Source organism: Methylobacterium durans (assembly GCF_003173715.1).
Taxonomy (GTDB): Bacteria; Pseudomonadota; Alphaproteobacteria; order Rhizobiales; family Beijerinckiaceae; genus Methylobacterium; species Methylobacterium durans.
In genome coordinates this window covers 5,907,245-5,932,886 of sequence record NZ_CP029550.1, presented here as the reverse complement: position 1 = coordinate 5,932,886, position 25,642 = coordinate 5,907,245, and the positions used below count along the sequence as shown (strand labels likewise).

Below are 25,642 nucleotides of genomic sequence, written 5' to 3'. Positions count from 1 at the left end.
GCGCCACGCGGCGTAAGTTCGCCACGTGTCGCGGCCGCCCTCCCACATACAGCGAGGGCGTTCGGCGAATCCTGGGATTCGTCGGCGTCGCCGGCATCGTGTCTCGCGGCCATCATCGTCGCTAAAGCTGCCATTTCGGCTTCAGGCGGCCCGCTCCCGCCGCGAGCGCGCAGCACCGATCCACTGAGATGAGGGCTGTGCATCACGCGAAGCCTCGCCGTCGCTATGTCTTTCCAGATATACCCACCCGTCGAAGACGCGCGACGCTGACAAGGGGCGGATGCCGTTCGGACTCTCCTAGCGCTCGTCTGCCAAGGTCGGAGTCAGCCGTGCGAGGAACGGAGAGGCCGCCTTATCGGCGGCGCGTTCGATGGCCCGATAATGGGCCACCACGTCCGCTCCGAAGGCCGAGAGGCGCGCGCCACCGCCGGCTTTGCCGCCGATCTGCGCCTCAACCACCGGTCGGCCGAAGCCCTTGTTCATCGCCTCGACCAGCATCCAGGCGCGGCGATAAGACATGCCGAGAGCCCGTCCTGCGGCCGAGATCGAGCCGTGCTCCGCGATCGTTTCGAGAAGCTGAACTTTGCCGGGGCCAAGCCGGTTCTCCGGTCCGATGTCGATCCGGATGCTCAGTCGTGCCATCGATGCGTTCCATGGGCCTGCGCGACCGACTGCCGACCCGGATGGCAGTGGGCTGCCAGGAAAGCCACATCATCGCGTTGCCAGCGGTGTCTGCCGGGTTATATCATGGCGGATACGGCGCGTCGCTTGCTTGATTGCCTGAGCATGGCGGCTTCTGTAGCGCGCCCGGACACCTGGCGCCTCACGGCCGTCGTTGCCTGAAATATAGAGTCCGTCAAATCTAGTTGAAATGCATTGCTGGCAGGGTAACGGTTGCCATAGACTTCCTATCGCGAGCGATCTGAACTCGCGAAACGTATAGGGAGAAGCGCGATGAACGTGCGCGCAGACGTTTCCGCTCCGACACCGGACATTCCGCCGGAGATCCGCGAATGGCTCTCGCAGGACCGGCTCCTCCTGATCGACGGCAAGTGGGTGCCGGCGCAGTCCGGCAAGACCTTCGACGTCACCGACCCGGCCACCGGCGAGATCATCGCCAAGGTCGCCGAGGGCGACAAGGCCGATGTCGACCTCGCCGTGAAGGCCGCCCGCCGCGCCTTCGAGAGCGGGCCCTGGCCGAGGATGACGCCGTCCGCCCGCGGACGCCTGCTGCACAAGATCGGCGACCTGATCCTCGAGCACGCCGACGAGCTCGCCGCGCTCGAGGCCATCGACAACGGCAAGCCGAAGGCCGTGGCCAAGGCTGCCGACGTGGCGCTCTCAGCCGACATGTTCCACTACATGTCCGGCTGGGCGACCAAGATCGAGGGCAAAACCATCCCGATCTCGGCGCTCGCTGCCCCCGGCTCCGACTTCTTCTCCGTGACGCGCCCCGAGCCGATCGGCGTGGTGGGCCAGATCATCCCGTGGAATTTCCCGCTCCTGATGGCGGCCTGGAAGCTCGCGCCGGCGCTCACCACCGGCTGCACCGTGGTGCTCAAGGTGGCCGAGGAAACACCGCTGTCGGCCCTGCGCCTCGGCGAGCTGCTCCTGGAAGCCGGCCTGCCGGACGGCGTCGTCAACATCATCGCTGGCTTCGGCGAGACCGCCGGCGCGCCGCTCGCCGCCCACCCGGACGTCAACAAGGTCGCCTTCACCGGCTCGACGGAGGTCGGCAAGATCATCGTGCGGGCCGCGGCCAACGACCTCAAACGGGTCTCGCTGGAGCTCGGCGGCAAGTCGCCCAACATCATCCTGCCGGACGCCGACCTCTCGCTGGCCATTCCCGGCGCCAACGCGGCGATCTTCTTCAATCACGGACAGTGCTGCAACGCCGGCTCGCGGCTGTTCGTGCACCGCTCGCTCTTCGACCAAGTGGTGGAGGGCATCGCGGCCGAGGCCGGTAAGATCCGTCTCGGCCATGGGCTCGCGGTCGACACCGAGATGGGACCGCTCGTCTCCTCCGTGCAATACGAGCGCGTGACCGGCTACCTGGAATCCGGGCGAGCCGAGGGCGCCCGGACCGTCTCCTGCGGCAACGCGGTTCCTTCCGGCAAGGGCTACTTCGTGCCGCCGACGATCCTCACCGACACCAACCCGAACATGAAGGTGGTGCGCGAGGAGATCTTCGGGCCGGTCCTGGTGGCAACCCCTTACGACGAGGTCGACGACGCGCTGATCGCGGAGGCGAACAACTCGGTCTACGGCCTCGCGGCCGGCGTCTGGGGCAGGGATACGGGCCGCGCCCAGCAGGTCGCACATCGGCTGCGCGCCGGCACCGTCTGGGTGAACTGCTACCACGTCTTCGACGCCGCCCTGCCGTTCGGCGGCTACAAGCAGTCCGGCTGGGGCCGCGAGATGGGACAGGCCGTGCTCTCAAACTACCTCGAGACCAAAGCCATCACCACGCGCCTCGGCAGCCTCTGAAACGCGTCCGGCTCCGCCCGGGCGGAGCCGGGCCGCCCCGGCCTCAGAAGCCGGGCAGCCGATCGAAGCGGACGATTGCGACGGCTTCACCGATCGGGGCGGCCGGTGCTCCAGCTGCCCGAACCACGAGCGCATCGGCTCCCGCCAAGCCGGAGAGCATCGCGTTGTCCTGCAGAGGCAGAAGGGCGAAGGGCGAAGGTCGGCTCGCCATCCGGCAGTTCGGCTCCGGCCCTCGTGATACGATCCTGCACGTCCTCTCCTGTGGGCCATCCGCGCGTCCGGGTTGTCCTCGCGACGCGTTCGCTGCCGTTCGCGGCCCTCTGGTCATGGCTATGCCTGGATGTATATAGCGTCGCAAGGGGACAAGCTTCGCCGTCGGCGTGACCACCGGAAACCAGCACGGAGCCAAGATCGCATGTTCACTTGCACGGGCTACGCCGACGCGAGCGCCGAGGCGCCGCGCGCTCCCTTCACCTTCGAGCGCCGCGATCCGGGCCCGAGCGACGTCGAGATCGAGATCGCCTATTGCGGCGTCTGCCACTCGGACCTGCATCAGGCCCGCAACGAGTGGCAGAACACCCTCCATCCCTGCGTGCCCGGCCACGAGATCGTCGGCCGCATCACGCGTACGTTCACTCGCGCCGGCTTCGTGGCCGGCCTCGTCCTCGGTGCCGTCCTGGGACCGCTCCCGGCGCGAGCGGCGGAGGCGCCGACCGTGTTCGCGGCGGCGAGCCTCAAGAACGCCCTCGACGACATCGCCGCCAGCTATGCCAAGGACGGCAAGCCTGCGCCCAAGATCTCCTTCGCGGCCTCGAACACGCTGGCCAAACAGATCGAGCAGGGCGCGCCGGCCGACCTGTTCTTCTCCGCGGACCTCGACTGGATGGATTTCCTCGCCAAGAAGGACCTGATCCGCGCCGACACAAGGGTGAGCCTTCTGTCCAACAGCATCGTGCTGATCGCTCCGAAGGACGCGACCATCGGCGTCACGATGGCACCGGGCCTCGACCTCGCCGCGGTGCTCGGCTCGGGCCGTCTCGCCATGGGCAATGTCGAGGCGGTGCCGGCCGGCAAGTACGGCAAGGCGGCCCTGGAGAAGCTCGGTGCGTGGGCGGGCGTGAAGGACAGGGTCGCGCAGGCCGAGAGCGTGCGGGCTGCCCTGCTCCTCGTCTCCCGCGGCGAGGCGCCACTCGGCATCGTCTATGCCACCGACGCGGCCGCCGATCCGAACGTGAAGGTGGTGGCGACCTTCCCGGCCGACAGCCACCCCCCATCGTTTACCCGGTCGCCATCACCAAGGATTCGGCGAACCCGTATGCGGCAGCGCTGCTGGCCTACCTGCGCGGGCCGGGGGCCAAGGCGGCCTTCGAGAAGCAGGGCTTCACGGTGCTGAACCGATCGGCCACCGCCGAGCAGTGACGGACTGGCTCACGCCCGAGGAATGGACGGCGCTGCGGCTCAGCCTGCTCGTCGCCACCACCGGCACGCTGGCGAGTTTGATCCTGGGCCTCGGGGTCGCCTACCTGCTGGCGCGGGGACGGTTCTGGGGCAAGACGGTGCTCGACAGGTGGTCCATCTGCCTCTCGTGCTGCCCCCGGTCGTGACCGGCTAATTGCTCCTCCTCGCGTTCGGGCGGCGCTGGCCGGTCGGAGCATTTCTCGCCGAGTTCGGCGTCGCCTTCGCCTTCCGCTGGACGGGGGCGGCGCTTGCCCGCGCGGTGATGGGCTTCCCCCTGATGGTGCGGGCGATGCGCCTGTCGCTCGCGTCGATCGCCGTCTCGATGGTCGCGCTTGCGCTCTCCGAGCTTCTTGCGCGGGGTGCCACGCGCCGGCTCGCCGCATGCGCAGTCTTCTCGTCGCGGTCGAACACAGCCAGGGAGCGTTCCAATTGCGGGCCTCCTTCGAGGCGCTGGGAGGGGTCACGGCCCTGTTCGGGCGCTCCGGCTCGGGCGAGCACAGCCGACCAAGCGGGCAAGCCCGATCGGACCGCCCAAATCCGAGGAGCGGCATTGATCTATGATACGTTTCGTACCTTCACGGACAAGCATTGCCCTCCCGACCTACATTCGACCCGGACCGAGAAGTCAGGCTTGAGAGCACGGGAAACCTGAAACTTCGGGGGGAGTAGACATGGACCCCTTCCTGCGTCGGAGCCTGTGTGGGCTGCTCTTGGGGAGCGCACTTGCTTCGGCTGCATCGGGTGGGGCGGTCGCCGCTTCGGGCCTGATGGCATCTGGATCCGCTACGCCGCCATACAGCTTCACGGGCGGGTATCCGACGCCACAGGCCTCGACGCAGGCGCGTGACGACGCCGATATGGCACGCGCAGTCACGGCCTACCGCTTCTGGTACCCGACGGTGTCCGTAGAGGGCATCTTCAATGGCAACCGGGCGGCGGGCATCGGAGACAACACGGCGATGGGCATCGCCGCGGCGGGCCCGAAGCAGGTCGGCTTCACCCTGAACTCCGACACGCCCTACGGCTCCGCCGTCATCGACGTCTCGCAGGGCCCGATGGTGATCGAGTTGCCTCCGGGGCCCTATATCGGCCTCGTCGACGACCACCACCAAGGCTGGGTGCTCGACCTCGGGCTCCCCGGACCGGACGCTGGCCAGGGCGGCAAGCATCTCGTCCTACCACCGGGCCACGGCGGCGAACCCCCGCCCGGCTACTTCGTCGGACGAGCCCTGTCGAACAAGATTCTGCTGGCGGTGCGGGCGCTGCCCGTCAATGCCGATGTTCCGAAGGCCATGGACGCGCTTCGCGCCATCAAGGTCTACCCGCTGTCGAGCGCCGAGCGTCAGCAGCCGATCCAGATCATCGACACGACCGACGTCGAGATGGACAGCAGTTGCCTACGCTGGGAGGACAACATCCAGTTCTGGCAGGTGCTGCACCGGGTCATCAACGAAGAGCCCGTGGTCGCGAAATTCCTGCCGATGTACGGGCTGCTCGCGACGCTGGGAATCGAGAAGGGCAAGCCCTTCGCGCCTGATACGCGCATGACGGGCATCCTCGAGCGAGCGGCCAGGACCGGGCGCGACCAATTGCTGGTCTCCGCCTTCGACAGCAATCGATCCGACCGCTTCGCCTGGCCCGACCGGAAGTGGGAGTGGGTGGGGCTGGTCCCCGGCAGCGCGCAGTTCGAGACGCCCACGGGCATCGACCTCGAGGCGCGGGACCGATGGTTCGCCCAGGCCATCGTCACCTCGCCGGCCATGTTTCGGCGGTCTGCCGGCGCCGGCTCGCTGTACTGGCTCGCCGCTCGCGATCAGACGGGCGCCTACCTGGACGGCGGGAAGACCTACAGGCTCCTCATCCCGCAGCCGGTCCCGGACAAGCTGTTCTGGTCCGTCACGGTCTACGACGCGCAGACCCGGTCCGAGGTTCAAACCGACCAGGGCAAGGCTGCGCTCCGCTCCCTGTACGAGCTGAAGGACGCATCGAAGACGGAGCCAACCGACCTGTACGTCGGGCCCACACCTCCGGCCGGCAAGGAGGCGCGCTGGATCAAGACGGAGCCGGGACGCGGGTGGTTCACCTACATCCGCATCTACGGCCCCGAGCAGGCCGCCTTCGACGGCAGCTGGAAGCCCGGCGACCTCACCGAGGTCAAGTAGCAGGTCGGTCACACCGCTCTTCCAGGCACGCACCCGTCACTGGTTTGTGCAGATATGCGGAGCTTTTCGATGCGCACGCGGCTCGAATTTCCGTCATCTTCGCTGCTTCGGTCCGGGAGAACCGTTCGGACCGTGGGAACTGTTGTCGCGCTGCTCTGCGGGCTGGCATCGCTTGCGGGCGCAGAGGACCAGTCCGCGGAGGAACTCGCCCGCCGCACCGTCGAGCGCCGTGCGGTCGAGGCCGTGATCTGGGGCATGCCGGCCGTCAATTACGACCTCATGCTCCAAGAGATGCTGACCAAGACGGCCGGAAAGGTGAACCAGGTGATCTACTGGGGTCGGCCCCTCGACTGGCACAACCAGACCCTCACTCCCAACCCGGACACGCTCTACTTCATGGCGTTCTTCAACACGAAGGACGTCGGGCCCATCGTCATCGAAGTGCCGCCGGCAGACGGCGGATCCATGAACGCCAACATCGTCAACCTGTGGCAGGAGCCGCTTGAGGATGCCGGCCTCCTCGGGATCGACAAGGGCAACGGCATCAAGCTCCTGATGCTGCCGCCTGATTTCTCTGGCCAGGTCCCCGAGGGCTACTCCGCCCTCCGTCCGGGCACGCACGGCAGCTACGGCCTGTTCCGCTCGAACCTTGCCAGCCACGCCGACGCCGACATCGCCAAGTCGGTGGCCTACGGCAAGCGGCTCAGGGTCTATCCGCTCTCTCAGGCCGCCGATCCACCCCCAACCCGGTTCGCCGATGTCGGTGACACCGTGTTCGATACGACGATCCGGTACGACGAGCGCTTCTTCGAGGGGCTCGACCGGATCGTGCAAGCGGAGCCGTGGTTTGCCCGCGACCGGGCCATGATCGACCCATTGCGGGCGATCGGCATCGAGAAGGGCAAGCCCTTCGCCACGAGCGGCGATGCGAAACAGGCGCTCGCCTCCGGCATGCGCGAGGCGCGGGCGTGGCTCGAGGCGAAATATGCCGCCGGTCTGCCGCCCTTCTTTGAGGGCACGCACTGGACCTTTCCGGCGCCTCCCGAACTCGTCCGAGCCGCCCAAGCGGATTTCGCCGAACCCAACCACTATCCGGTCGATGCGCGCGGCCTCACATACAGCTACGGTTACATCGGCATCAAGCGGCTTGGCACGGGTCAGTTCTACCTGATCAACATCCGGGACAAGGCGGGAAAGAGCTATGACGGCAGCGAGACCTATCGCTTGACCGTGCCGCCAAACCCGCCCGTCGGGCAGTACTGGTCCGTCACCGCCTACGACCGGCAGACCCATGCCCTCATCAGGAACGTCGCCCGCGCCAGCCGAGCGTCGAACAGCGGCGGGTTGCAGACGAACGCCGACGGGTCCGTCGACCTGTATTTCGCACCCAAGGCACCCGCGGGTCAGGAAGCCAACTGGATCCCGACCGATCCGGCCCGCCAATTCGAGTTGATGTTCCGCCTCTACGCCCCAACCAGGGCGCTGTTCGAGAGGGCCTGGGTGCTGCCCGACGTCGAGAAGATCGCGGCTCAGCGGTAGGCGCAAGCGAGTGCGCTGTCGACCGGAGCAAGCTTTGCCAAGCGGGGCTCGGCCTCTTCATCGTCGGCCGGCACGGTGGGCACGAAGCGTTGCGTGCCCCGGTGCTGACCGAAGGGTCAGCCTCAGTCCGAAGCCGGACCCTCCGTTCAGTTCCTCAACCTGCCCGCAGACTGGCAGCTCTCACAATCCCTGAGTGTGCTGCGGCCTCAAGCGAAGGCCGACGCGGTCAAAGCGCCGAAGACGCCAAGCGTCAGAAGGGCAGCGGCAACAGCGGAAACGATGCGTGTGAACATCGCGGTATCCGATCGTCTAAGTACGGTCTCCGTCAGAAGGCGGTTGGCCGAGGGTTCTTGTATGCTCATGATGTGGGGTGGCCTCGGCCAAGCCGGCGTGCCGTTTGGCACGCATCATCCGCTCTGAGCCTTCGGGGCAGTCCGCAGGATTCTGCAGTGGGCTTCAGTAAAACTGTCAGCCCACTGCAGGGGCTAGCAGATTCAGTTGCGCGGCAGATCGTTGGCCGGGCCACCTGCATGACTGCCAGCGTAGCGATAAGCGGCAGCGTCGCTACGATTGCGAACCGAGTTCGTCTGCATGGCGGTGTAGGTGCCCTGAGACGGGTTCAGGGCGACATCCGCCCGCGAACCGGGAACCGCGTACTCGTGGCCCCAGGCGTTGAACGTTGCGGCCTGCGCAAGAGCAGGAGCCGCAATCGCGCCGAAGCTCAGGGCAACGGCGGCAGCCAGGGAAGCAAAGCGGTTGGTCATAGGATCCATCCATCAGTGACGGTCGCTCTCCGGAGGGAGGGCTGTATCGTCCTGTCTGATGGCTGGTTCGCTGGCGATTTCCGGATCGAGGTGCCGTTGCACACGTATGGCATCGACGCCCTTACATCGATCGGAGACGTTACCGTGAAGAAGCCGACGCCTACAGAAGCCGTGCCATTGCAATCCATCGTGGATGAGGCCGGGGCACGCGTTTCCGGGAAGGTTTGGCGTTTCATTCAGGACGGCCTGTCTGAGCCTACGATCCGTCGAGCGATCGAGCGTGAAGCGGGCTTAGTCGTGCAGGAGATCTTGCTCGGCGAGATGGAGAGGCAGAGGGCGCAAGGGCTTGGTCAACGAGAGCAACGCAATAATGCGCTGCAGGTGGCCGCGGATACCATCACCTATCGCGTCCCGGAGGCCGCAAAGATCCAAGGCATCGGCAAGAGCAAGCTTCACGCTTTGATCTCACCGAAGAGGCTGCCAGCGCGAAAGGTTGATGGCACGCTGCTGATCCGGCGCGTCGATCTGGAGGCCCTCGTTGATAGCTGCCAGGAGCGGTAGCCGCTGCACGAAAGGTCCAAGCCAGGACCCGCACCGAAGCTGCCGCCTTCAACGCTGGCGTTCGAGCCGCCGTCGCCATTCGTTCAAGCGTAACCGTTCGGCTGGCACCACGCCGGTGTGAGCGCGGCGTGCTAATCTGCTCTGATGGCGGTCGACGAGCAGCGCATTGACGAGGCGGTGCTCGCCCTTCTGTGGCTGACGCTCCACGACGAGCGTCGAGCTTGGAAGGGCTTCGACTGGACCGTGCTTAGACGTCTTCACGCCAAAGGGCTGATTGCGGATCCGGTCGGACGCGCCAAGTCGGTAGTGCTGACTGACGAGGGGCTGCGTCAATCCGAGGCGCTGTTCCGGACCCTGTTCACGCGGCCCGACTGATGTGAGAACCGGAGCGTTCTCAGGCCACAGCTTGGAGGGTGGGTGTGCTCGGGTAGCCCCAGGGCAGAAGCTCGTCGAGGCGCCGCTGCGGATGGCCTTGGACGATGCGGATGATGACGTCGGCCAGGTAGGCTTGCGGCTCGACGCCGTTGAGCTTGCAGGTTTCGATCAGCGAGGCGATCACCGCCCAGTGCTCGCCGCCACCGTCGGATCCAGCGAAGAGCGCATTCTTCCGTGTCAGAGCCAACGGACGGATGGCCCGCTCCACCACGTTCGAGTCGATCTCGACCCGGCCGTTCTCAAGGAAGAGCGACAGGCCGGCCCAGCGGCCGAGCGCGTAGCGGATGGCTTCAGCGAGTTTGCTCTTCTGGCTGACCAGCGCGAGCTTTTCCCGCAGCCAAGGCTCCAAGGCCTCGATCACAGGGCGGCTGCGCTCTTGGCGCGCTGCGCGCCGCTCCTCGGCCGAGCGGCCGCGGATCTCGGCCTCGATCCGATACAGCCCCGCAATACGGGCCAGCATCTCTGACGCGATGGGCGCCGGGCCGGCTTGTGCCAGCTCGTAGAAGCGGCGGCGGACATGAGCCCAGCAGTAGGCCAGTTGCACCGGACCGCGCTCGGCCAGAACCTTGTAGCCCGCGTAGCCGTCCACCTGCAGCACACCTTCGAACCCGGACAGATGCGCCGCCGGTCGCTCGGCCATGCGGTCGGGCGCGTAGAGGTAGACGACACCGGGCGGGTCGGTGCCGCCCCAGGGTCGATCATCCCGAGCATAAGCCCAGAGCTGGCCTGTCTTGGTGCGCCCGCGCCCTGGGTCGAGCACCGGCGCGGTGGTCTCGTCGGCAAACAGCTTGCCCGAGGCTTTCAGATGCTCCAGCAGCCGCGCGTGCACCGGCCGCAGCAGGAAGGCGGCGCGTCCGACCCAGTCCGCGAGGGTGGAGCGGTCGAGGCTGATCCCCTGACGCGCATAGATCTGTGCCTGACGGTAGAGCGGTAGGTGGTCGGCGTATTTCGAGACCAGCACCTGCGCAACGAGGGCGTCGGTGGGCAGCCCGCCCTCGATCAGCCGTGCCGGTGCCGGGGCTTGCACGACGACCTCCTCGCAGGCCCGGCAGGCATATTTCGGCCGGCGGATCACCAGCACCCGGAACTGAGCTGGCACGATGTCGAGGCGCTCGGACACATCCTCGCCCATCCAGTGCAGCGAGCCTGAGCAGCACGGGCAAGTTGTGCTCGCGATGTCGATGAGCCTCTCGATCCGCGGAAGGTGGCCGGGCAGTGCGCCTCGGTTTGTGCGCCGCTTGGCAATCCGTGCCGCCTTCACGGTCGGCGCCGTTTCCTCGCCGCCGGCGTGATCGGCGGCCTCGACCTGCTCGGCCTCCTCCAGCGCCAGCAGCAACTGGTCCTCGGGCCAGCTCTCGGCACGGCGTCCAAAGCGATGACGCTGCAGCTCCCGAATGATCTGCCGCAGCCGCTCACTCTCGGCGCGTGCCTCCAGCAGCATCGCCTTGAGGGTCTCAGGGTCATCCGGCAGGGGCTGCGTGGTCGCGCTCACGGAGCAGATTAGATCATACCGATCAGCGGCTTGCAGCCAGTTTGATGAGGTCTGGCGTTCTTTTCTGCTCAGCTTGCGACGAGCGGAACCGGCACCGCCCGCGGTTCGTGCACGCGTTTCCAGTCCAGTCCTTCGAGTAAAGCGGAGAGCTGCGCCGCGCTCAGCCGCATCACGCCGTCCTGCACCTTCGGCCAGCGGAACTCACCCTGCTCCAGCCGCTTGGCCACCAGCACCACGCCAGTACCATCCCAGAAGAGCAGCTTCACGCGGTCGCCGCGTTTGGAGCGGAACACGTAGACGGCCCCCGAGAACGGATCGGCATCCATCGCCTCCCGCACCAAGCCAGCAAGCCCGTCCATGCCCTTGCGGAAGTCGACCGGCTTTGTGGCGACCATCACCCGTACCGCACCGGTCGGGCCGATCACGAGCCAGCCTTCAACGCGCGGATCACGGCTGTGATCGCATCGGGCTGCGCGCCGGCGCCGATGCGCACTACTGCGCCGCCGATCTCCACCTCGATGCCATGCCTCGGCAGCGAGCGACACGCTGGCTCGTGGGGTGGAACCGCCATGCGCGGCTCCTGCGGGATCGGTTCGACCACGGCCGGCACGAACAGAGGCGAAGGGGCAGCGGCCCGACGCGCCTGTCGGGCCAAGCGGCGCCAGGTGAACAGGTGTTGCGGCGAGAGACCGTGCCGGCGGGCCACCTCGGAGACCACCGCTCCCGGTCTCAACGCCTCCTGCAGGATGCGGTCCTTCGCCTCGTCCGACCAGCGTCGCCGGCCCGTGACCCCGGTGAAGAGTTCCAGTCGCCGTACGGTTCGCGGCTCAAGCATATGGTCGAGCATAGACACAAAACGATCTCCTCGGAGATCATCCTCGCCCCACATCGCAGCTGCCGGAAGGTGTGCTTCGAACACCGCTTACGTTCAAGCTGCGGCCCATGCAGACATGGCTCGAAACACGCTGGCGCTGACAGAGGACTATCCGCGAAGAGGCCGGCGATACCATGCCCTGAGCGACGAGCAACTTACGGAGCTCTGGGTGACTGCCATCAGAGTATGGGCGAGGTCCTTCCATAGCTTCCCTCCCGAGGTCGGCGACGGGGAAGCAGAACTCTCACTCCGCGGATCGAGCCCCCCTCATGACTTGGTGAAGGCAGAAGTGGAGCAGATCTGCGCCGCCGCGGCCAGTGCGATCGAGCGCCTGCCGGACGACACCAAGGATCGCATCAACAACGGGATCGGGGCTGCTTACCTCGAAGATCTCAAGGGGAAGAGTTAGGCCTAATTGCCCCGTCGTCCGATCTGATCACGGGCAGGCAGGGCCTGTCGTGTCCACACGATCGGGATCGGTCCGATACGCAACGTGACCTGTAGTCAGAGTGCACCTTCGGGCCAACTCGTAACAATCATTGCAAAAGTAAGTCCATTATTGTCCGAATAACCGACCACTCATAAATCGGCTTTCAAGTGAAGAGATCCAGGCTCAATGAGCGAGGAAAATAATTCAGAGATGCTAAATATTAATTCACTGCTGCGAGATATAACACCAAGGCCAAACGAATTCAAGAGAACTAATTTTGGAGAATCAATTTCTTCAAAAAACCGTCTAACACCAAAGTCGCTTACACAAACATCATGAAGCAGCACAACACCATTAATATTAATATGCCTAATCCAATCTAGGTAATCAGCCCTAACGTCATCGTAATTATGACGGCCGTCTATATGTAGAATATCGATCGGTCGTGACCATTCTCTCGAAATTTCGTTGAAGCGCCCCCTGATAATGCTAACGTTATCAAATTTCAATTCATTTTTTATTTGAAGGACTGTCGAATAAGTGTCTCGTCTACCTGCATGCTCGTCCCCCTCAAACGCATCGATCCCGACAACCTCTGCTGCACCCGCGGCCCCGAAGCAAAATGTTGAAAACCCATAATCCACGCCCAGATCAACGACAACCTGGGCCCTCATCTTTTTCACCAACCAAGTTGCGAAGTTCTTATGCCCCGTCCAGGCGCTGGGATATTTCGCTAAAGCACTGTCAATTCTCGCCTGAGCCAGGAATGACTGGCGAGGTTCTGATGCCGTCAAAGCCGTGCTCGTCAAGCTTTCCATCTCCCGCGCCTCGACTGTACCGCGATTATTTTTGAAGAACACAGTCTCGTAAGGATGAAGCGACCGACCGAAATATGCACCCCTGTCTATAGCGTTCCCCTCCCATGAGGTAGGATTTATATCCTCGCTGACAACACGATAATCAAGCTCATATTCTGGCAAAAGACATGCGATGTTATATCCTTTTTCAATCAACACTTGAGAAAGTAGAAGCTCATAGTGTATAATTGCCTCAACCCATGTAATCGCCAGCCCGCGATTAAAGAAATCCGCTTCTTTTAATATTGCCATACATGAACGATCAACAGCAAACATCATCGACTGCACATGAGGCACAGGGCCGCATGGCCGGAAATGGTAACTTTCTCGAAAAAGGGCGGCAAATTCTGAGTGGGCATGCAAAATGTTTATGGTGGCTCCAACGATTTTAGTATCAAGTGTTAATTTGGTTTTGAAAACATCGGTCCAATTCATTTCGCAATACGTTGGTAGAAACGGACCGCGGACAGTGCAATTTACAAAGAAAATGTAATCGTATGCATCTGGATCGACAAATTCTTTAAAAACGTCCTCGTATGCCCCAAAGTCGAAGCCGATATTGCGTCGGTGGAAGACTCGAACGTTGCTTACCGCTGGAATTGTTACGGAGCAACCACCCGAGATTATAAATACATAGTCAGCCCCTGGCGTCCACGCAGTTTTCAAAAAAATTCCAGATTTTTTCGGTATAATTCGTCTTTCTCGTAATACTGGTAGAGCACTAAATTTCTGTTCATCGCGATTTCCTTCGGTTCTCTGAATCCAGTTCGTCCATTCGAACACTCAAGAAGCGACTTTCAAAACCCTGCCGTTTGAAAGAGGGGTGAATGGCTGAGGAAATGTTCGAGCAAACCAGGATTTACTTCTTACACTTCAGCGTCGCACGAAGCGATTGGGGGCGACACGTCGTGCGGTACGTTTGTCGGGATCCGCACGGGCGCGCTGCATGAACGCGTTTTGAAAGCTCCAGTGAAGACAGTAACTGGCCGCCACGCCGGATGCCCGCCGCATAAGATTCTGTCGGACGATGCCTTGGCGCAAAGGCTCGCGTCGGTTGTCGATCATTGCCAGTCTTCGCACGAGCAGCTGGGTGCGGTTACACTCTGGGCGGCCTCGAAACTCGTCCCACTGCTGAGGAATGTAGGCGGTCTGCGCTTGACAGCCTTCGCCATCTCGCCTCTTGCGGCTTAGCAATCTCCGGCCTCTGGCCGTAGCATGTTCGCGGCCATCGCCTCACAGCCTCTAATGATGGTGCTGCGTGCCTGGCCCTTGCTCAAGCCGCACACATTCAGCACGCGCACCACCTGAAGTGTAGGATGGCCCTCTATGAAGAGGCGACCTTCCCATCCGAACTCGGTTCCCTGAAACTCAATCCGCAACGAAACGCCGTCGCGCTGAAAGACGTGCGGTTCCATGCCGATGCTCCGACAAGATTGCTTCCTATCAACCCAGCGCTCGCTTCCGCGGTTCTGAGAACCCGCTACCTGAACGTACTTTGAGAAGGCGGGCTCCGGCCAGATGAGCCATAATCCATTCGAGGCTGTCGTGCTCACGACGGTCCCTGTTGTCAGCGGGCGTTGAATACTCCCTGATTGTGGGCATCGAAAATTCCCTGGCCGATGCCTTGGCCCGCGGAGGCGGGACGCACCCCGCACCCTCGGGCTTATCCATCCTCAGCCACCATGCCTGCCGACGCGTCTCGGTCGGGAGTGATGAGGATGGTCCTGCTGGGAGAGCTCCTCATGATCTTGGACCTGCACCGACAGGGCCTGTCGGTTACCGCCATAGCCCGTCGGACTGGGCGCGACCCGAAGACGATCCGCAAGTACATCGAGCGCGGCCTCGAACTGCCGGTCTACGGCCCGCGCCAAGCCGGACGTCCGAGCAAACTCGCGCCCTACCGCGATTATCTGCGCGAGCGCGTCGCCGCCTTCCCCGATCTCAGCGCCGTGCGCCTGACCCGCGAGCTGCGCGAGCGCGGCTATACGGGAGCCTACACCGCCGTGAAGCGGTTTGCCGCCGCGATCCGACCGCCCGAGGCCAAGCCGTACGAGGTCCGCTTCGAGACCCCGGCCGGCCAGCAGGCGCAGGTCGACTTCGCCCGCTTCGCGGTCACCTTCACGGACGCGCCGGGCACGGCCTGCATCGTCTGGCTGTTCTCGCTGGTGCTCGGCCATTCCCGGCACATCGAGGCGCGCTTTGTCCTGCACCAGGATCTGCAGACGCTGCTGCGCTGTCACATGCAGGCGTTCGCCGCCATCGGCGGCGTGCCGATCGAGATCCTCTACGACCGCATGAAGACGGCGGTCACCGGCGAGGAGGCGGCCGGCCACATCGTCTACAACCGATCCCTGCTGGCGCTGGCCAAGCACTACGGCTTCCTGCCCCGCGCCTGTCGCCCCTACAGGGCCAAAACGAAGGGTAAGGTCGAGCGGCCGTTCTCGTACATCCGCCAAGACTTCTTCCTGGCACGCTCCTTCCGCGACCTCGACGACCTGAACGCTCAGCTTCGGTCTTGGCTCGACACCGTCGCCAACGTCCGCCTGCACGGCACCACGCAGCGGATCGTCTCGGAAGCCTTCGCCGCCGAGAAACCCGAGTTGCAGCCGCTGCCGGCCGTGCCCTTCGACGCCCTGCTCAAGCTGGAACGGCGCGTCAGTCACGACGGCCTGGTCTCGATCGGCGGCAACTACTACAGCGTGCCGGACCGGACCCGGCGTGTCGTCGAAGTGCATCAGCTGCCCGACACGATCCGCATCCTCGACGGCGGCCGCCTCGTGGCGAGCCACTCGATCCTGGAAGGGCGTCGGCAGTACCGCGTCGATCCCGGCCATCGGCAGGGCGCGGCCGCCCGGGCCATGCGCCACGGCCATCCCGACAGCCAGATGATCGGCCGCCGCGGCGATCACGTCGCCCGGCGCTCGCTAGCCGTCTACCAAGCCATCGGCGAACGGCTCGCCAGCGGGATCGGAGGCCGGTCATGACCCGTGCCGCTGTCTCCTGTGCTGTCACGACCCTCGACAGCATCAAGCGCAGCCTTGTCGGCCTGCGCATGCCGCGCGCCCTGGAGGTCCTCGACGCCACGATCCGCCGCATCGAGCAGGGCGAGATCGACGGCATCAGCGCCCTCGACGAGATCCTGACTGAGGAACTCACGCTGCGCGAGAACCGCCGCGTGAAGACCGCCCTGCTCGTGGCGCGCCTGACCACGATCAAGACGCTGGCCGGCTTCGACTTCGCCTTCCAGCCCTCGCTCGACCGGGAGCGCATCCTGGCGCTGGCCGAGCTGACCTTCATCGACCGGGCCGAGGTGGTTCACCTGCTTGGACCACCCGGCACCGGCAAGAGCCATCTCGCCACCGCGCTCGCCGTTGAGGCGGTAAAGGCCGGACGCAGCGTGGTGTTCTCGACGCTGGCCGATCTGATCACCTCGCTGGCCAAGGCAGAGCGGGACGGCTCCCTGCGCGAACGCATCCGCTATCTCTGCCGCGCCGCGCTGCTGGTGGTGGACGAGATCGGATACCTTCCTGTCATCCCGGGTGGAGGCAACCTGTTCTTCCAGCTCGTCAATGCGCGCTATGAGCGGGGTGCGATGATCCTGACCTCGAACCGCGGCTTTGCCGAATGGGGCGAGGTGTTCGGCGATCCGGTCGTGGCCACGGCGCTGCTCGACCGCCTGCTGCACCATGCCGTAGTCATCCAGATTGAGGGAGCGAGCTATCGCCTGCGCCAGCACGCCGATCTTGTGCCCGAGCACGTGCGCTCCAAGGCCGTCATCATCCCGCCGCCCGCTCCCAAGCGCCGCGGCCGTCCACCCCGGAAGGCGCTATCCGCTCACGCAGCCGGCTGATCACCGACCACAGACCCCGCGGCCAGGGAATTTTGAAAGCCCAGAAGCGCGGAGACTTCGGCGCCCGTTGACACCTGTTGCAGACAAGACCGACATCCCTTGTCAGTCGGCGTCGTCATCCTCTGTGAGCAGCTTCAACGTGCTCCACTCCAGCTCGCTGAACACCTCCGGCTCCACCGTCCGGTCCGACGCAAAGCGGTGTGCGTGCTCCGCCAGCAGAGCCCGCGCTTTCTCGATGGCGGCGTCCTTGCTGGCGCAGCGCTCCTCAACGCAGTCGATCTCGCGGGCCTCGCTGCGCGCCTCGTCCCAGTGCATCACCCGCACACATGCGTACCAAGCGCCGCGGCCCGTCCGGTAGCGCGCCCGGATCTCGCGCCGCAACTCAGCTTCCGCGCCCGCCGCCTCGCAGTACGGCCTCTCGCCCACGTACAGCCGCGCGCAGCGTCGCAACTCGTACGCCAAGCCCTTCAGCGCTGGCTCCGTCAGATGCTCCGTGGCGAGCGAGATGTCGGTGACGCGCGAGAGTTCGGCGAAGCGGCTACGCAGCACCCGGCAACGGGCGAGCGCCCAGGCGTGCTGCTCGTGCAGGTTCGGCTCACCGCGGGTGATGCGCAAGCGCACGGCCGGTGATCGTTGAGGTAGCGGGAGCATCATCGTCCGGCTCTCAATGTGCAGCGGCCGGCGCTGGACCTTGGCGGCGGCCCATGCCTGATTGAGGGCGTTGCCGATCAGAGCACGGTAGGAACGGCCCACCACCGCGCCCATCTGCTCGCGGACGATGGCGACGGCGAGGTTCATGATGGCGCGGCGGTCGTAGCCGGCGGCAGCGGCGAGCGGGTGAGCGCAGCGCGAGCCTCGCGGTAGGCGCGGACGCCTTCCTCACGGGCCTGCTGGCGAGCGATACGCTCAGCAAGGGACGCAGGCGCAGCAACGGCGGCGCGGTCAGCGCGGATGTCAGTGAGAGCAGCGGATCAAGAGATTTGGCGGCGGAGGGACATTTATGCGCCTTGGCTTCAAGCTGATTTCAGATATAGTCTGAAATCAGCAAGATTTCAAGTTTAAAAGTATGATTTTGGATAAAAGGCCAATTTCTACCGGACAGTGTCGCGCCGCGCGAGCCCTCCTCGATTGGAGCCGCGAAGACCTTGCTCGAGAAGGCAAGGTTTCGAGAGCGGCCATCGCGGATTTCGAAACGAATAAAAGGCAGGTTCGTGAGAGGACGACCGACGATCTGCGCGAGGCTCTGGAGACCGCTGGTATTGATTTCATACCGCAGAATGGAGGTGGTCCCGGCGTGCGCCACCGCGAGCCGCAGGGGTCATGAGGCTAGCGGCTGCTCTCCTCGGCCTACTGGTGGCCTTCGGGATCGCTCCAGCAGCCCACGCCACCGAGCGCACGCGACTGACGATCTACACCGCGCTGGAGCCTGAGCAGCACGCACCGTTTAAGCAGGCCATCGAAGCCGCGGTACCGGAGGTCGAAATTTCATGGGTCTGGCATCAGACCGGCGTGCTGACTGACCGGATCCTTGCCGAACGCGAGCATATGCAGGCCGACATGGTGCTCGGCCTTGCTGCCACCAGCCTCATCGCCTTCGAAAAGCTCGGACTGCTCCTACCCTACGAGCCAGTCGGTGCTGACCGACTTCGCAAGCCCTTCCGTGATCCGACAGCGCCCTACACGTGGACGGGCATGGATGCGTATCTCGGCGTGATTTGCCTGAACAGCGACCTTGCCCAGCGCCAGCGCATTCTCACGCCAACCAGATGGCAGCACCTTCTCCGCTCCGAATGGAAAGGCCGCCTCGTCCTACCCAGCCCCGTCATGACGGGGACGGGCTATCTCCTCGTCTCGAACTGGATCCAGAACATGGGCGAGGACGCAGCCTGGGCGTTCATGGACGCGCTCGATCAGAACGTCGTCGCGTATCTTGCTACGGGCTCAGGTCCCTGTGAGGAGGTTGCAAACGGTCGCCATCTGGCTGGCTTGAGCTACGACATGCGTGCCGCGCTGCTCAAAGAGGGCGGAGCGCCAATTCAGATCCTCGTGCCTGCAGATGGTGTCGGGTGGGAGTTGGAAGCCTTCGCCATCGTCGCGGGCTCACATCATATCGATCTTGCGAAACGCGTGGCGGACTGGGCAGCAAGTCGTGCGGCCAACGAACTTTATGCGCAGACCTTCGCGATCGTCGCCCACCCAGAGGTCTCCAATCCGCCATCGACATATCCGCCTCACATCGAGGCGCGCATGGCGAAGAATGATCTCTCATGGATGGCTGAGAACCGCACAAGGGTTCTTGCAGAGTGGACGCGGCGCTATGGTGCGAAGGCGCAGCCGAATTGATGCCGGACGGTGCCCAGAGGCGAACCGGAGCTTTTGGCTGGCCCGTGCAGACGGAAACCGGCCGACACAGCGGGCGAGCAAAGCTCCCCCTCCCGCTGTGTCGACCGGTTCCTCACGACCAGGAATGCTGGCCTGCAATCAATCTAATTGTGGAAGGGAGGCACTGCCGTGCGCGACCTCACATACCTGATCGGGGGATACCAGCGGCCCAGGCCGACCGGAGAAAGGCCTTCGAGACGAGCGCATGCTTGCCGCACACCGGAGGGCGAAGGAACCTCCGAGATGAAGCGTCAGCCGTCCTGACCGCGATCATCAGATGGCTGCTCGTCGTCGGCGTGCTCGCCTGTGCTCTCTGGATCGCCTTCCACCTCCGATGAGGCTGTGGCAAGTGCCTCTTGAAACTCGCAACGTAAGCCGATCTCGGCTGAGAAGGATCAGGAGGGCGAAGTGGCGTCACGCCTGGAGGACCTGAAGGGTGACCCGGCATTCCGCCAAGCCGTGCATGCCGTGAGGGGCGCGGCCAGCACCTTGAGCGGTCGAGCGGTGACGCAGGAGGAGGCGGAGCTTCTGGTCAGCTTCGCGCTCGCCACCTTCGCGAATGCTGGCGGCCTTGCCGAGCCGAGCCTGAGCCGGCTTGCACGCTTCTGCGAGAAGATCGGCTCCGAGGCCGACTTCGAGAGCCTCGCCAAGCACTGAGCAGCTCGGCGAGCAACGATCGCTCCGCGAGCCTCCGACGAACAAGGACTGCCCGAAGTGACGGACCGCGCCGCTTTGCTGGTCATCTTGCTGATGCTCGCGACCAGCGCTCCGCTAGCTCAGCAAGCTGCGCCGGATCAGGCGATCGAGCGGGGCGTTGGCGACTTCGTCGCTGCGGTCCGTCGTGGCTCCCTTGCTGACGTGGTCCGGAAGATCGATGAGTGCTGGGACCAACTTGCCCGCACCCCTCGCGACCTTCCGCGAGCAGTTTACTGCTCCGCCTTTAACTTCGCAGCTGAGGATTTCGACAAGCGAGCATCATCCACTTTCGGCGCTGGCCAGACGATTTCCATCGTCGAGGCACGCGTCCATTCGAGACGGGCTCTGAGCGCCGCTGGAATATCCCCAACAAGTGCGGACGGTTTCATAGAAATCATTCATCAGCGGTCCATCGCAGCGATCTCGCGACACTTCTGAATACCGCAGGTGTCGATGCTGCTGATGGCCATGCATCACGGCCGTGAATGCGACTAGGAATCGATTACCCGGTATTATTTGATCGCAGAAGGGGTCGTTCAGGCTGAAGCTCGCTTGCGCCTTTTGCGGCAACCGAGACCGTGAGCCTTGTTATGAAGAGATCTCCTATCGCTATCGTCGACGGCGACAATCGCTGATCGTACCCAGCCGTCAGGAGGCGAAAGGTTGGGTGCAGCTGGCGTCATCTTTCTCAAGAGAGATGGCGACGGGGCGCCTGCGCAAAGCTTAGCTTGCCATCATCCGATAACGTACAAAACGAGCATATTAACGTTTTGTTAACCATTAGAAAATTACGAATTCAAATGTGGATTATATGAGTTTAGCCTAGGAGGGCTTCCATAGTGAATTGCTATACTGATAACACAATTGGCGAGCAAGCAAATCGCACCCGCGAGGACGACCCTTCCGTGCAAAGTGGCGAGGGGCAGACGTCGAGCTTCGCGACCGGCGTATTGAGATCATCTCGCTTCTTCTTCGATTTTGCTGACGGCAACCGCTGCGTGCGAGACAGCGAAGGGACGGAGTGCGAGAGTGCTCAGGATGCCCGAGTAGAAGCGATGCGTGCACTGACAGCGATCGCGAGGGATGACGTTTTGCAGGATGACCTACTCGACTACATGGTCAGCGTTCGCGATGATGATGGCCGGCTCATTTATCGGGCTACACTCTCTTTGGCCGGCGAGTGGCTCAGCGCACGGCAATGACGCTGTCCGCCGTCAGCGCTCCTGAGACACATCGAGGCCCTTCACGAACGGAGGATGGCTGGTTCATCGTAGTCCTGAGGCACGACGATGAAGCAGACATCCGGACTGGCACGCAAGCCGGCAGACGCGGTGATCAAAGACATCCGCCGGGCCACCCGCCGGCAGTTCTCGGCCGAGGAGAAGATCCGCATCGTGCTGGAGGGCCTGCGCGGCGAGGACAGTATCGCCGAGCTGTGTCGGCGCGAGGGCATCGCCAGCTCGATGTACTACGGCTGGTCCAAGGAGTTCCTGGAAGCCGGTAAGAAGCGGCTGGCGGGCGACACGGCGCGGGCGGCGACAGCAGACGAAGTCAAGGAGCTGCGCCGCGAGGCGGGCGCGCTGAAGGAGGTTGTGGCCGATCTCCTCCTGGAGAACCGCCTGCTCAAAAAAAGCATGAGCGGGGCTGGGGACGACGAGGCATGAGGTACCCAGCCCCTGAGAAGCTGGAGATCATCCGGCTGGTTGAGCAATCCCACCTGCCGGTGCGCCGCACCCTGGAGAAGCTCGGCATCACCCGATCGACGTTCTACCGCTGGTACGACGCCTACCTGAGAGGCGGTCCCGAGGCATTGGCTGACCGACCATCCCGGCCCAGCCGGGTCTGGAACCGTCTACCGACAGAGATCCGCGAGCAGATCGTCGCCCTCGCGCTGGAGGAGCCGGAACTCAGCCCACGCGAACTGGCGGTGCGCTTCACCGACGAGCGGCGCTACTTCGTCTCGGAAGCCAGCGTCTACCGCCTGCTCAAGGCCCAGGACCTGATCACCAGCCCCGCTTACATCGTCGTCAAGGCCGCCGACGCGTTCCGCGACAAGACCACGGCGCCCAACCAGCTCTGGCAGACCGACTTCACCTACCTGAAGGTTGTCGGCTGGGGCTGGTACTACCTGTCGACGGTGCTGGACGACTTCTCGCGCTTCATCGTGGCCTGGAAGCTCTGCGCCACGATGCAGGCCAGCGACGTCACCGCCACGCTCGATCTGGCGCTGACCGCGGCCGGGCTCGATCAGGTGCCGGTGGCGCATCGCCCGCGGCTGCTGACCGACAACGGATCGAGCTACGTCGCGGGTGACTTGGCGACATGGCTTGGCAGCCGAGGCATGACCCACATCCGCGGTGCGCCGCGCCATCCCCAGACGCAGGGCAAGATCGAGCGCTGGCACCAGACGCTCAAGAACCGCATCCTGCTCGAACACGCCTACCTGCCGGGCGAGTTGGAGGCCCGGGTTGCCGCCTTCGTGGAGCACTACAACCACGTCCGAGCTCACGAGAGCCTGGGCAATCTCACCCCCGCTGACGTCTATCTCGGCCGCGGCGAGGGCATCCTGCGCGAGCGGGCGCAGATCAAGCGTCAGACCCTCATCGACCGCCGCTTGCGCCACCACGCGCGGGCTGCCTAACCTCTCAACCCAGGTGGACCAGAGCCTCCGTTCCTGAGCGTCCCAGATCGTCTCAAATCATCTGACGACGGACACCGGCTGCCGAGGTCGAACGGGATCCTGTTCGGGATCCGCGCCTACCTCATCAGCCTGCAGGACATCGAGCGCGTCGAGAAGTGGCGCAAGCGCCTCCACCGCGTGTTGAAGACGCTTCCGCCCGAACTGGCGGAGTACAAGGGTCTGACCCGCTACCAAGATCTCGTCATCGAGCGTCTCGCTGCCGAGGATGACGGGGCGCCTCTCTCGCCCGGCATCCAGCCCGATCAGACGTCGTTGACCGCGCGAGAGGGACGGTGATCCGGGCAGCCGGCAGCGGCCTCTTCGACATGTCCCCCACATCGTTGAACGAAGGCCCGTCTCGGCGGACCTGAGCGTCGGTCGAAGTTGCGGCGAAGATTTCGCGCCTGGGTATCGGTCGGAAGCGAGAAGCCTGACTTCTTGCTGATCTCACGAGAGAGATCTCATCGAATTATCGATCTTGCGGACGTCAGCCCCGCCGGTGGACTGACCTTCCGACCGCGACTTTCGACGACACGGTCTCTCGGCAGGCCCGAAAACTGGTGAGGGCAACAACACACCCGACGCCGCCCGCGCAGATCGGGCGATGAACTCGAAAAAATCCATGATCGATAACGTGGGAGGCACGCCATGAGCATCGGAACACCGAAAGCGATCCATCCATCGCCGGGGATCGCGGCATTCGCCGGCTCTCCTGCCGAGGAGGGCAAGCTTCACCGCAGCATCAACTGGACCGGCGCGTTCTGGGTGGCGAGCGGCGTTCCCGCTCTGGTGCTGTTCTCCGTCGGCGGCATCGCCGGGAACACGGGTAAGCTGGCCTTCCTGATCTGGACCCTGTCCATGGTCATGGGCTTCATCCAGTCCTTCACATACGCCGAGATCGCCGGCCTGTTCCCCAACAAGTCGGGGGGAGCGTCGGTGTACGGGGCGGCGGCGTGGGTCCGGTACTCCAAGCTGATCGCGCCTCTCTCCGTCTGGTGCAACTGGATCGCCTGGTCGCCGGTGCTCTCCCTCGGCTCCTCGATCGCCGCCTCCTACATCCTCATGGCCCTGGCGCCTCAGCCCGCGGCGAACGCGCCGGCGGTGCTGGACTGGCTCGCCACGCACGGCGCGAGCCTGCAGATGTCCGATGCGGACAAGACGGCGGCTGCCGTCGCGGCCTTGTCGCCGACGATCCGGACCTGGACGCTGTTCCAGATGACCATCGGTCCGGTCTCGCTGTCCCTCAATGCGGCGTTCTTCATCGGCGCGGCGTTGATGCTCGGCGTATTCGCCGTGCAGCACCGCGGTGTCTCCGGCACCGCCAGCGTTCAGAAGTATATCGGGCTGCTGGTCATCACCCCGATGTTCATCGTGGGCATCGTTCCGCTCCTCACCCACGGCGTGAACTGGGCCAACTTCTCGCCGCTCGTGCCGCTGGCCGCGCCCAACGCGCCCGCTGCCGGTGAATGGAACATCGCCGGTTGGACGCTGGTGCTCGGCGGCATGTTCATCGCGGCCTGGTCGACCTACGCGTTCGAGACGTCGATCTGCTACACGAGCGAGTTCCGGAACCCGGAGAAAGATACCTTCAAGGCGATCTTCTTCTCCGGCCTCCTGTGCCTCTCCCAGTTCACGCTCGTGCCGTTCACCTTCCAGAACGTGCTCGGCGTCGAAGGCATGCTCGACCCCGCGATCGCGGACGGTTCCGGCGTCGCGGCAGCCCTCGCCCGGATGGTCGGCGGCGGCCGGTTCGTCGAGAGCGCGCTGGTCATGCTGATGATCCTGGCACTGCTGCTGTCGATCATGACGGCCATGGCCGGCTCGTCACGCACCCTCTACCAGGGTTCGGTCGACGGTTGGCTGCCCCGCTACCTCGGCCGCGTCAACGAGCACGGCGCCCCGACCGGCGCGATGTGGACGGACCTCTGCTTCAACCTGGTCATCCTCGCGATCGCCTGCGCCAACGCCACGAGCTTCTTCTTCATCCTGGCCGTGTCGAACTGCTGCTACATCATCTTCACCTTCCTGAACCTCAACTCGGCCTGGATCCACCGGATCGACTCGTCGCACATCCCGAGGCCGTACCGCGCGCCGACCTTCCTGCTGGCGCTCGGCAGCATCTTCGCTTTCGTGAACCTGATCTTCCTGGGAGCGGGCGCGAAGGTGTGGAACCCCATCGCGCTCTGGGCCGGACTGATCACGGCCGCCCTGATCATCCCGGTCTTCTGTTACCGGCACTACATCCAGGACGGCGGCAGGTTTCCGGCAGCGATGTTCGAGGATCTGCACGTCGGCACCGAGCGAGCGATGGCCGAGCGCAGGGCGGGGCTGCTCCCGTACTTGGCCCTGATCGCGGGCGTGGCGGTCCTTCTCTCAGCCAACTGGTTCTTCGCGCTCTGATTTGGCGAAGGCCTCGGGTGCGTCGCCGTCGCGACGCTCCCGGGGCGCCGGGCCTACCCGAAGCATCTCGCCGCACGAGAGACGGTCAGGCAACCGGAACAACGTGGTACCCCGAGAGGAACACATGACAACTCAAGTACTGGTCAATCTCAATTCGAGCGGTAGCAAGAGCGGCCGGGAGGTGCGCGGCCCCGCCACCCTCGGCGAGATCGTCGACGGCACCTGCGAGCAGGTTCTCGACGTCTTCATGACGAGCGAGACGGGCAACTTCTTCGCCGGAGTTTGGACCTGCTCCCCGGGGACCATGATGTTGACCGACTACCCGTTCAACGAAATGGCCACGATCATCGAAGGCAGCATCGTCGTCACGGACGCCGCCAGCGGCGAGGTCCAGAAGTTCGGGCCGGGTGACGGGTTCGCCATCCGCAAGGGGTTCCGTGGCACCTGGCACATGCCCGGGCGCGTGCACAAGCGCTTCGCGGCCGAGATCCCCGGCGCAGCGCCTTGAGCCTACGGCCCGTCGAGACCAAGCCCCGGACCGCCGGCAGGGCCCAGTCCTCGCACCGGCGCCTGCA

26 protein-coding genes and 4 pseudogenes are annotated in these 25,642 nt (G+C 64.3%); 22 read left to right on the top strand and 8 right to left on the bottom strand.

The annotated features are described in order from the left end of the window. Nucleotides 1–297: 297 nt before the first annotated feature. Nucleotides 298–642 carry a winged helix-turn-helix domain-containing protein gene (locus DK389_RS27645; RefSeq protein ID WP_109894530.1) on the bottom strand — a complete coding sequence of 115 codons (345 nt, stop codon included), beginning with the start codon at nt 640–642 and terminating at the stop codon, nt 298–300. 312 nt (nt 643–954) lie between these two features. Between DK389_RS27645 and DK389_RS27640 the strand changes: the two genes are divergently transcribed. Beyond that, nucleotides 955–2,487, top strand: coding sequence for an aldehyde dehydrogenase family protein (locus DK389_RS27640; protein WP_109894528.1), 1,533 nt, complete (start codon nt 955–957; stop codon nt 2,485–2,487). 43 nt (nt 2,488–2,530) lie between these two features. Here DK389_RS27640 and DK389_RS33035 read toward each other — a convergent pair whose 3' ends face one another. Next, the gene (locus tag DK389_RS33035; RefSeq protein ID WP_162560901.1) at nt 2,531–2,698 is read right to left on the bottom strand and encodes a hypothetical protein; all 168 of its coding nucleotides are present in this window, start codon (nt 2,696–2,698) and stop codon (nt 2,531–2,533) included. Between the two features lie 129 nt (nt 2,699–2,827). Here DK389_RS33035 and DK389_RS33555 point away from each other — a divergent pair. The 6 genes and pseudogenes from DK389_RS33555 to DK389_RS27615 all read left to right on the top strand — a co-directional run. Further along, nucleotides 2,828–3,064, top strand: a pseudogene (locus DK389_RS33555) (hypothetical protein); the annotation flags it as partial. A gap of 72 nt (nt 3,065–3,136) precedes the next feature. Further along, nucleotides 3,137–3,906, top strand: a pseudogene (gene modA / locus DK389_RS27635) (molybdate ABC transporter substrate-binding protein). Continuing rightward, nucleotides 3,903–4,258 (top strand): annotated as a pseudogene (locus DK389_RS27630) (ABC transporter permease); the annotation flags it as partial. The pseudogenes modA and DK389_RS27630, both read left to right, overlap by 4 nt. Nucleotides 4,259–4,326: 68 nt before the next feature. After that, a pseudogene (locus DK389_RS34665) lies at nt 4,327–4,446 on the top strand (molybdenum ABC transporter ATP-binding protein); the annotation flags it as partial. A 356-nt stretch (nt 4,447–4,802) separates the two neighbouring features. Then, complete coding sequence (locus tag DK389_RS27620) at nt 4,803–6,107, top strand: DUF1214 domain-containing protein (RefSeq protein WP_236960393.1); 1,305 nt, start codon at nt 4,803–4,805, stop codon at nt 6,105–6,107. Nucleotides 6,108–6,239: 132 nt separating this feature from the next. Continuing rightward, nucleotides 6,240–7,646 (top strand): DUF1254 domain-containing protein, encoded by a 1,407-nt coding sequence (locus DK389_RS27615; RefSeq protein ID WP_236960392.1) that lies wholly within the window; start codon nt 6,240–6,242, stop codon nt 7,644–7,646. 494 nt (nt 7,647–8,140) lie between these two features. Here DK389_RS27615 and DK389_RS33030 read toward each other — a convergent pair whose 3' ends face one another. Continuing rightward, nucleotides 8,141–8,410, bottom strand: coding sequence for a hypothetical protein (locus tag DK389_RS33030; RefSeq protein ID WP_162560900.1), 270 nt, complete (start codon nt 8,408–8,410; stop codon nt 8,141–8,143). A 15-nt stretch (nt 8,411–8,425) separates the two neighbouring features. Between DK389_RS33030 and DK389_RS27610 the strand changes: the two genes are divergently transcribed. Both DK389_RS27610 and DK389_RS27605 read left to right on the top strand, forming a co-directional pair. After that, complete coding sequence (locus DK389_RS27610; RefSeq protein WP_162560899.1) at nt 8,426–8,971, top strand: helix-turn-helix domain-containing protein; 546 nt, start codon at nt 8,426–8,428, stop codon at nt 8,969–8,971. A gap of 144 nt (nt 8,972–9,115) precedes the next feature. Then, nucleotides 9,116–9,346, top strand: a complete 231-nt coding sequence (locus DK389_RS27605) for a DUF6429 family protein (RefSeq protein ID WP_109889933.1) — start codon at nt 9,116–9,118, stop codon at nt 9,344–9,346. A 19-nt stretch (nt 9,347–9,365) separates the two neighbouring features. Here the strand turns inward: DK389_RS27605 and tnpC are convergent, their stop codons facing one another. The 3 genes from tnpC to tnpA all read right to left on the bottom strand — a co-directional run bounded on the left by tnpC (nt 9,366) and on the right by tnpA (nt 11,745). Further along, entirely contained in the window at nt 9,366–10,847 is a 1,482-nt protein-coding gene (gene tnpC / locus DK389_RS27600) for an IS66 family transposase (RefSeq protein WP_418292057.1), read from the bottom strand. Between the two features lie 119 nt (nt 10,848–10,966). After that, entirely contained in the window at nt 10,967–11,323 is a 357-nt protein-coding gene (gene tnpB / locus DK389_RS27595; RefSeq protein ID WP_109891135.1) for an IS66 family insertion sequence element accessory protein TnpB, read from the bottom strand. Further along, nucleotides 11,320–11,745, bottom strand: a complete 426-nt coding sequence (tnpA, locus tag DK389_RS27590) for an IS66-like element accessory protein TnpA (protein ID WP_162560622.1) — start codon at nt 11,743–11,745, stop codon at nt 11,320–11,322. Before tnpA ends, tnpB begins: the two co-directional genes overlap by 4 nt. Nucleotides 11,746–12,046: 301 nt before the next feature. On the opposite strand from tnpA, the gene DK389_RS35050 reads away from it, so the two are divergent. After that, on the top strand, nt 12,047–12,181 hold the full coding sequence (locus DK389_RS35050; protein ID WP_257791917.1) for a hypothetical protein: 135 nt from the start codon (nt 12,047–12,049) through the stop codon (nt 12,179–12,181). 170 nt (nt 12,182–12,351) lie between these two features. Here the strand turns inward: DK389_RS35050 and DK389_RS27585 are convergent, their stop codons facing one another. Next, nucleotides 12,352–13,842: a class I SAM-dependent methyltransferase gene (locus DK389_RS27585; protein ID WP_109894520.1), complete on the bottom strand. Its 1,491-nt coding sequence runs from the start codon at nt 13,840–13,842 to the stop codon at nt 12,352–12,354. 533 nt (nt 13,843–14,375) lie between these two features. Between DK389_RS27585 and DK389_RS33025 the strand changes: the two genes are divergently transcribed. The 3 genes from DK389_RS33025 to istB all read left to right on the top strand — a co-directional run bounded on the left by DK389_RS33025 (nt 14,376) and on the right by istB (nt 16,909). Beyond that, nucleotides 14,376–14,558, top strand: coding sequence for a hypothetical protein (locus DK389_RS33025; protein WP_162560898.1), 183 nt, complete (start codon nt 14,376–14,378; stop codon nt 14,556–14,558). A 219-nt stretch (nt 14,559–14,777) separates the two neighbouring features. Next, a complete protein-coding gene (gene istA, locus DK389_RS27575) occupies nt 14,778–16,043 on the top strand; it encodes an IS21 family transposase (RefSeq protein WP_210206709.1) in 1,266 nt (421 codons plus the stop codon). Next, nucleotides 16,040–16,909, top strand: a complete 870-nt coding sequence (istB, locus tag DK389_RS27570) for an IS21-like element helper ATPase IstB (RefSeq protein WP_109894514.1) — start codon at nt 16,040–16,042, stop codon at nt 16,907–16,909. Before istA ends, istB begins: the two co-directional genes overlap by 4 nt. A gap of 102 nt (nt 16,910–17,011) precedes the next feature. On the opposite strand, the gene DK389_RS27565 is transcribed toward istB, so the two are convergent. Continuing rightward, nucleotides 17,012–17,707, bottom strand: coding sequence for a hypothetical protein (locus tag DK389_RS27565; RefSeq protein ID WP_109894512.1), 696 nt, complete (start codon nt 17,705–17,707; stop codon nt 17,012–17,014). Nucleotides 17,708–17,975: 268 nt separating this feature from the next. On the opposite strand from DK389_RS27565, the gene DK389_RS35800 reads away from it, so the two are divergent. The 9 genes from DK389_RS35800 (at nt 17,976) to DK389_RS27530 (ending at nt 25,575) form a co-directional block, all read left to right on the top strand. Further along, nucleotides 17,976–18,233: a helix-turn-helix domain-containing protein gene (locus DK389_RS35800; protein WP_109894510.1), complete on the top strand. Its 258-nt coding sequence runs from the start codon at nt 17,976–17,978 to the stop codon at nt 18,231–18,233. A 29-nt stretch (nt 18,234–18,262) separates the two neighbouring features. After that, nucleotides 18,263–19,252, top strand: coding sequence for an extracellular solute-binding protein (locus DK389_RS27555; RefSeq protein ID WP_236960390.1), 990 nt, complete (start codon nt 18,263–18,265; stop codon nt 19,250–19,252). Between the two features lie 447 nt (nt 19,253–19,699). Beyond that, nucleotides 19,700–19,948, top strand: coding sequence for a hypothetical protein (locus DK389_RS27550; protein ID WP_109894506.1), 249 nt, complete (start codon nt 19,700–19,702; stop codon nt 19,946–19,948). 57 nt (nt 19,949–20,005) lie between these two features. Beyond that, nucleotides 20,006–20,425, top strand: coding sequence for a hypothetical protein (locus DK389_RS33020; protein WP_162560897.1), 420 nt, complete (start codon nt 20,006–20,008; stop codon nt 20,423–20,425). 401 nt (nt 20,426–20,826) lie between these two features. Next, complete coding sequence (locus DK389_RS33015; protein ID WP_162560896.1) at nt 20,827–21,189, top strand: DUF6894 family protein; 363 nt, start codon at nt 20,827–20,829, stop codon at nt 21,187–21,189. A gap of 87 nt (nt 21,190–21,276) precedes the next feature. Beyond that, a protein-coding gene (locus DK389_RS27545) for an IS3 family transposase (protein ID WP_109889188.1) occupies nt 21,277–22,628 on the top strand; the annotation gives its coding sequence in 2 pieces (ribosomal slippage) (nt 21,277–21,612 and nt 21,615–22,628; 1,350 coding nt in all). Between the two features lie 33 nt (nt 22,629–22,661). Then, entirely contained in the window at nt 22,662–22,964 is a 303-nt protein-coding gene (locus DK389_RS35360) for a heme-dependent oxidative N-demethylase subunit alpha family protein (RefSeq protein ID WP_418292079.1), read from the top strand. 351 nt (nt 22,965–23,315) lie between these two features. Further along, nucleotides 23,316–25,067, top strand: a complete 1,752-nt coding sequence (locus DK389_RS27535) for an APC family permease (RefSeq protein ID WP_109894504.1) — start codon at nt 23,316–23,318, stop codon at nt 25,065–25,067. Between the two features lie 124 nt (nt 25,068–25,191). Next, a complete protein-coding gene (locus DK389_RS27530) occupies nt 25,192–25,575 on the top strand; it encodes a cupin domain-containing protein (protein WP_109894502.1) in 384 nt (127 codons plus the stop codon). Nucleotides 25,576–25,642 lie beyond the last annotated feature (67 nt).

Coding starts and splice junctions, on each gene's coding strand:
- DK389_RS27535 (WP_109894504.1), top strand. CDS start 23,316: ATGAGCATCGGAACACCGAAAGCGATCCATCCATCGCCGGGGATCGCG.
- DK389_RS27605 (WP_109889933.1), top strand. CDS start 9,116: ATGGCGGTCGACGAGCAGCGCATTGACGAGGCGGTGCTCGCCCTTCTG.
- DK389_RS27640 (WP_109894528.1), top strand. CDS start 955: ATGAACGTGCGCGCAGACGTTTCCGCTCCGACACCGGACATTCCGCCG.
- DK389_RS33025 (WP_162560898.1), top strand. CDS start 14,376: ATGGCCCTCTATGAAGAGGCGACCTTCCCATCCGAACTCGGTTCCCTG.
- tnpC (WP_418292057.1), bottom strand. CDS start 10,847: ATGCTGCTGGAGGCACGCGCCGAGAGTGAGCGGCTGCGGCAGATCATT.
- DK389_RS27645 (WP_109894530.1), bottom strand. CDS start 642: ATGGCACGACTGAGCATCCGGATCGACATCGGACCGGAGAACCGGCTT.
- DK389_RS33035 (WP_162560901.1), bottom strand. CDS start 2,698: ATGGCGAGCCGACCTTCGCCCTTCGCCCTTCTGCCTCTGCAGGACAAC.
- DK389_RS35800 (WP_109894510.1), top strand. CDS start 17,976: ATGATTTTGGATAAAAGGCCAATTTCTACCGGACAGTGTCGCGCCGCG.
- tnpA (WP_162560622.1), bottom strand. CDS start 11,745: ATGCTCGACCATATGCTTGAGCCGCGAACCGTACGGCGACTGGAACTC.
- istA (WP_210206709.1), top strand. CDS start 14,778: ATGGTCCTGCTGGGAGAGCTCCTCATGATCTTGGACCTGCACCGACAG.
- DK389_RS27565 (WP_109894512.1), bottom strand. CDS start 17,707: ATGAACCTCGCCGTCGCCATCGTCCGCGAGCAGATGGGCGCGGTGGTG.
- DK389_RS27620 (WP_236960393.1), top strand. CDS start 4,803: ATGGCACGCGCAGTCACGGCCTACCGCTTCTGGTACCCGACGGTGTCC.
- istB (WP_109894514.1), top strand. CDS start 16,040: ATGACCCGTGCCGCTGTCTCCTGTGCTGTCACGACCCTCGACAGCATC.
- DK389_RS27530 (WP_109894502.1), top strand. CDS start 25,192: ATGACAACTCAAGTACTGGTCAATCTCAATTCGAGCGGTAGCAAGAGC.
- DK389_RS33030 (WP_162560900.1), bottom strand. CDS start 8,410: ATGACCAACCGCTTTGCTTCCCTGGCTGCCGCCGTTGCCCTGAGCTTC.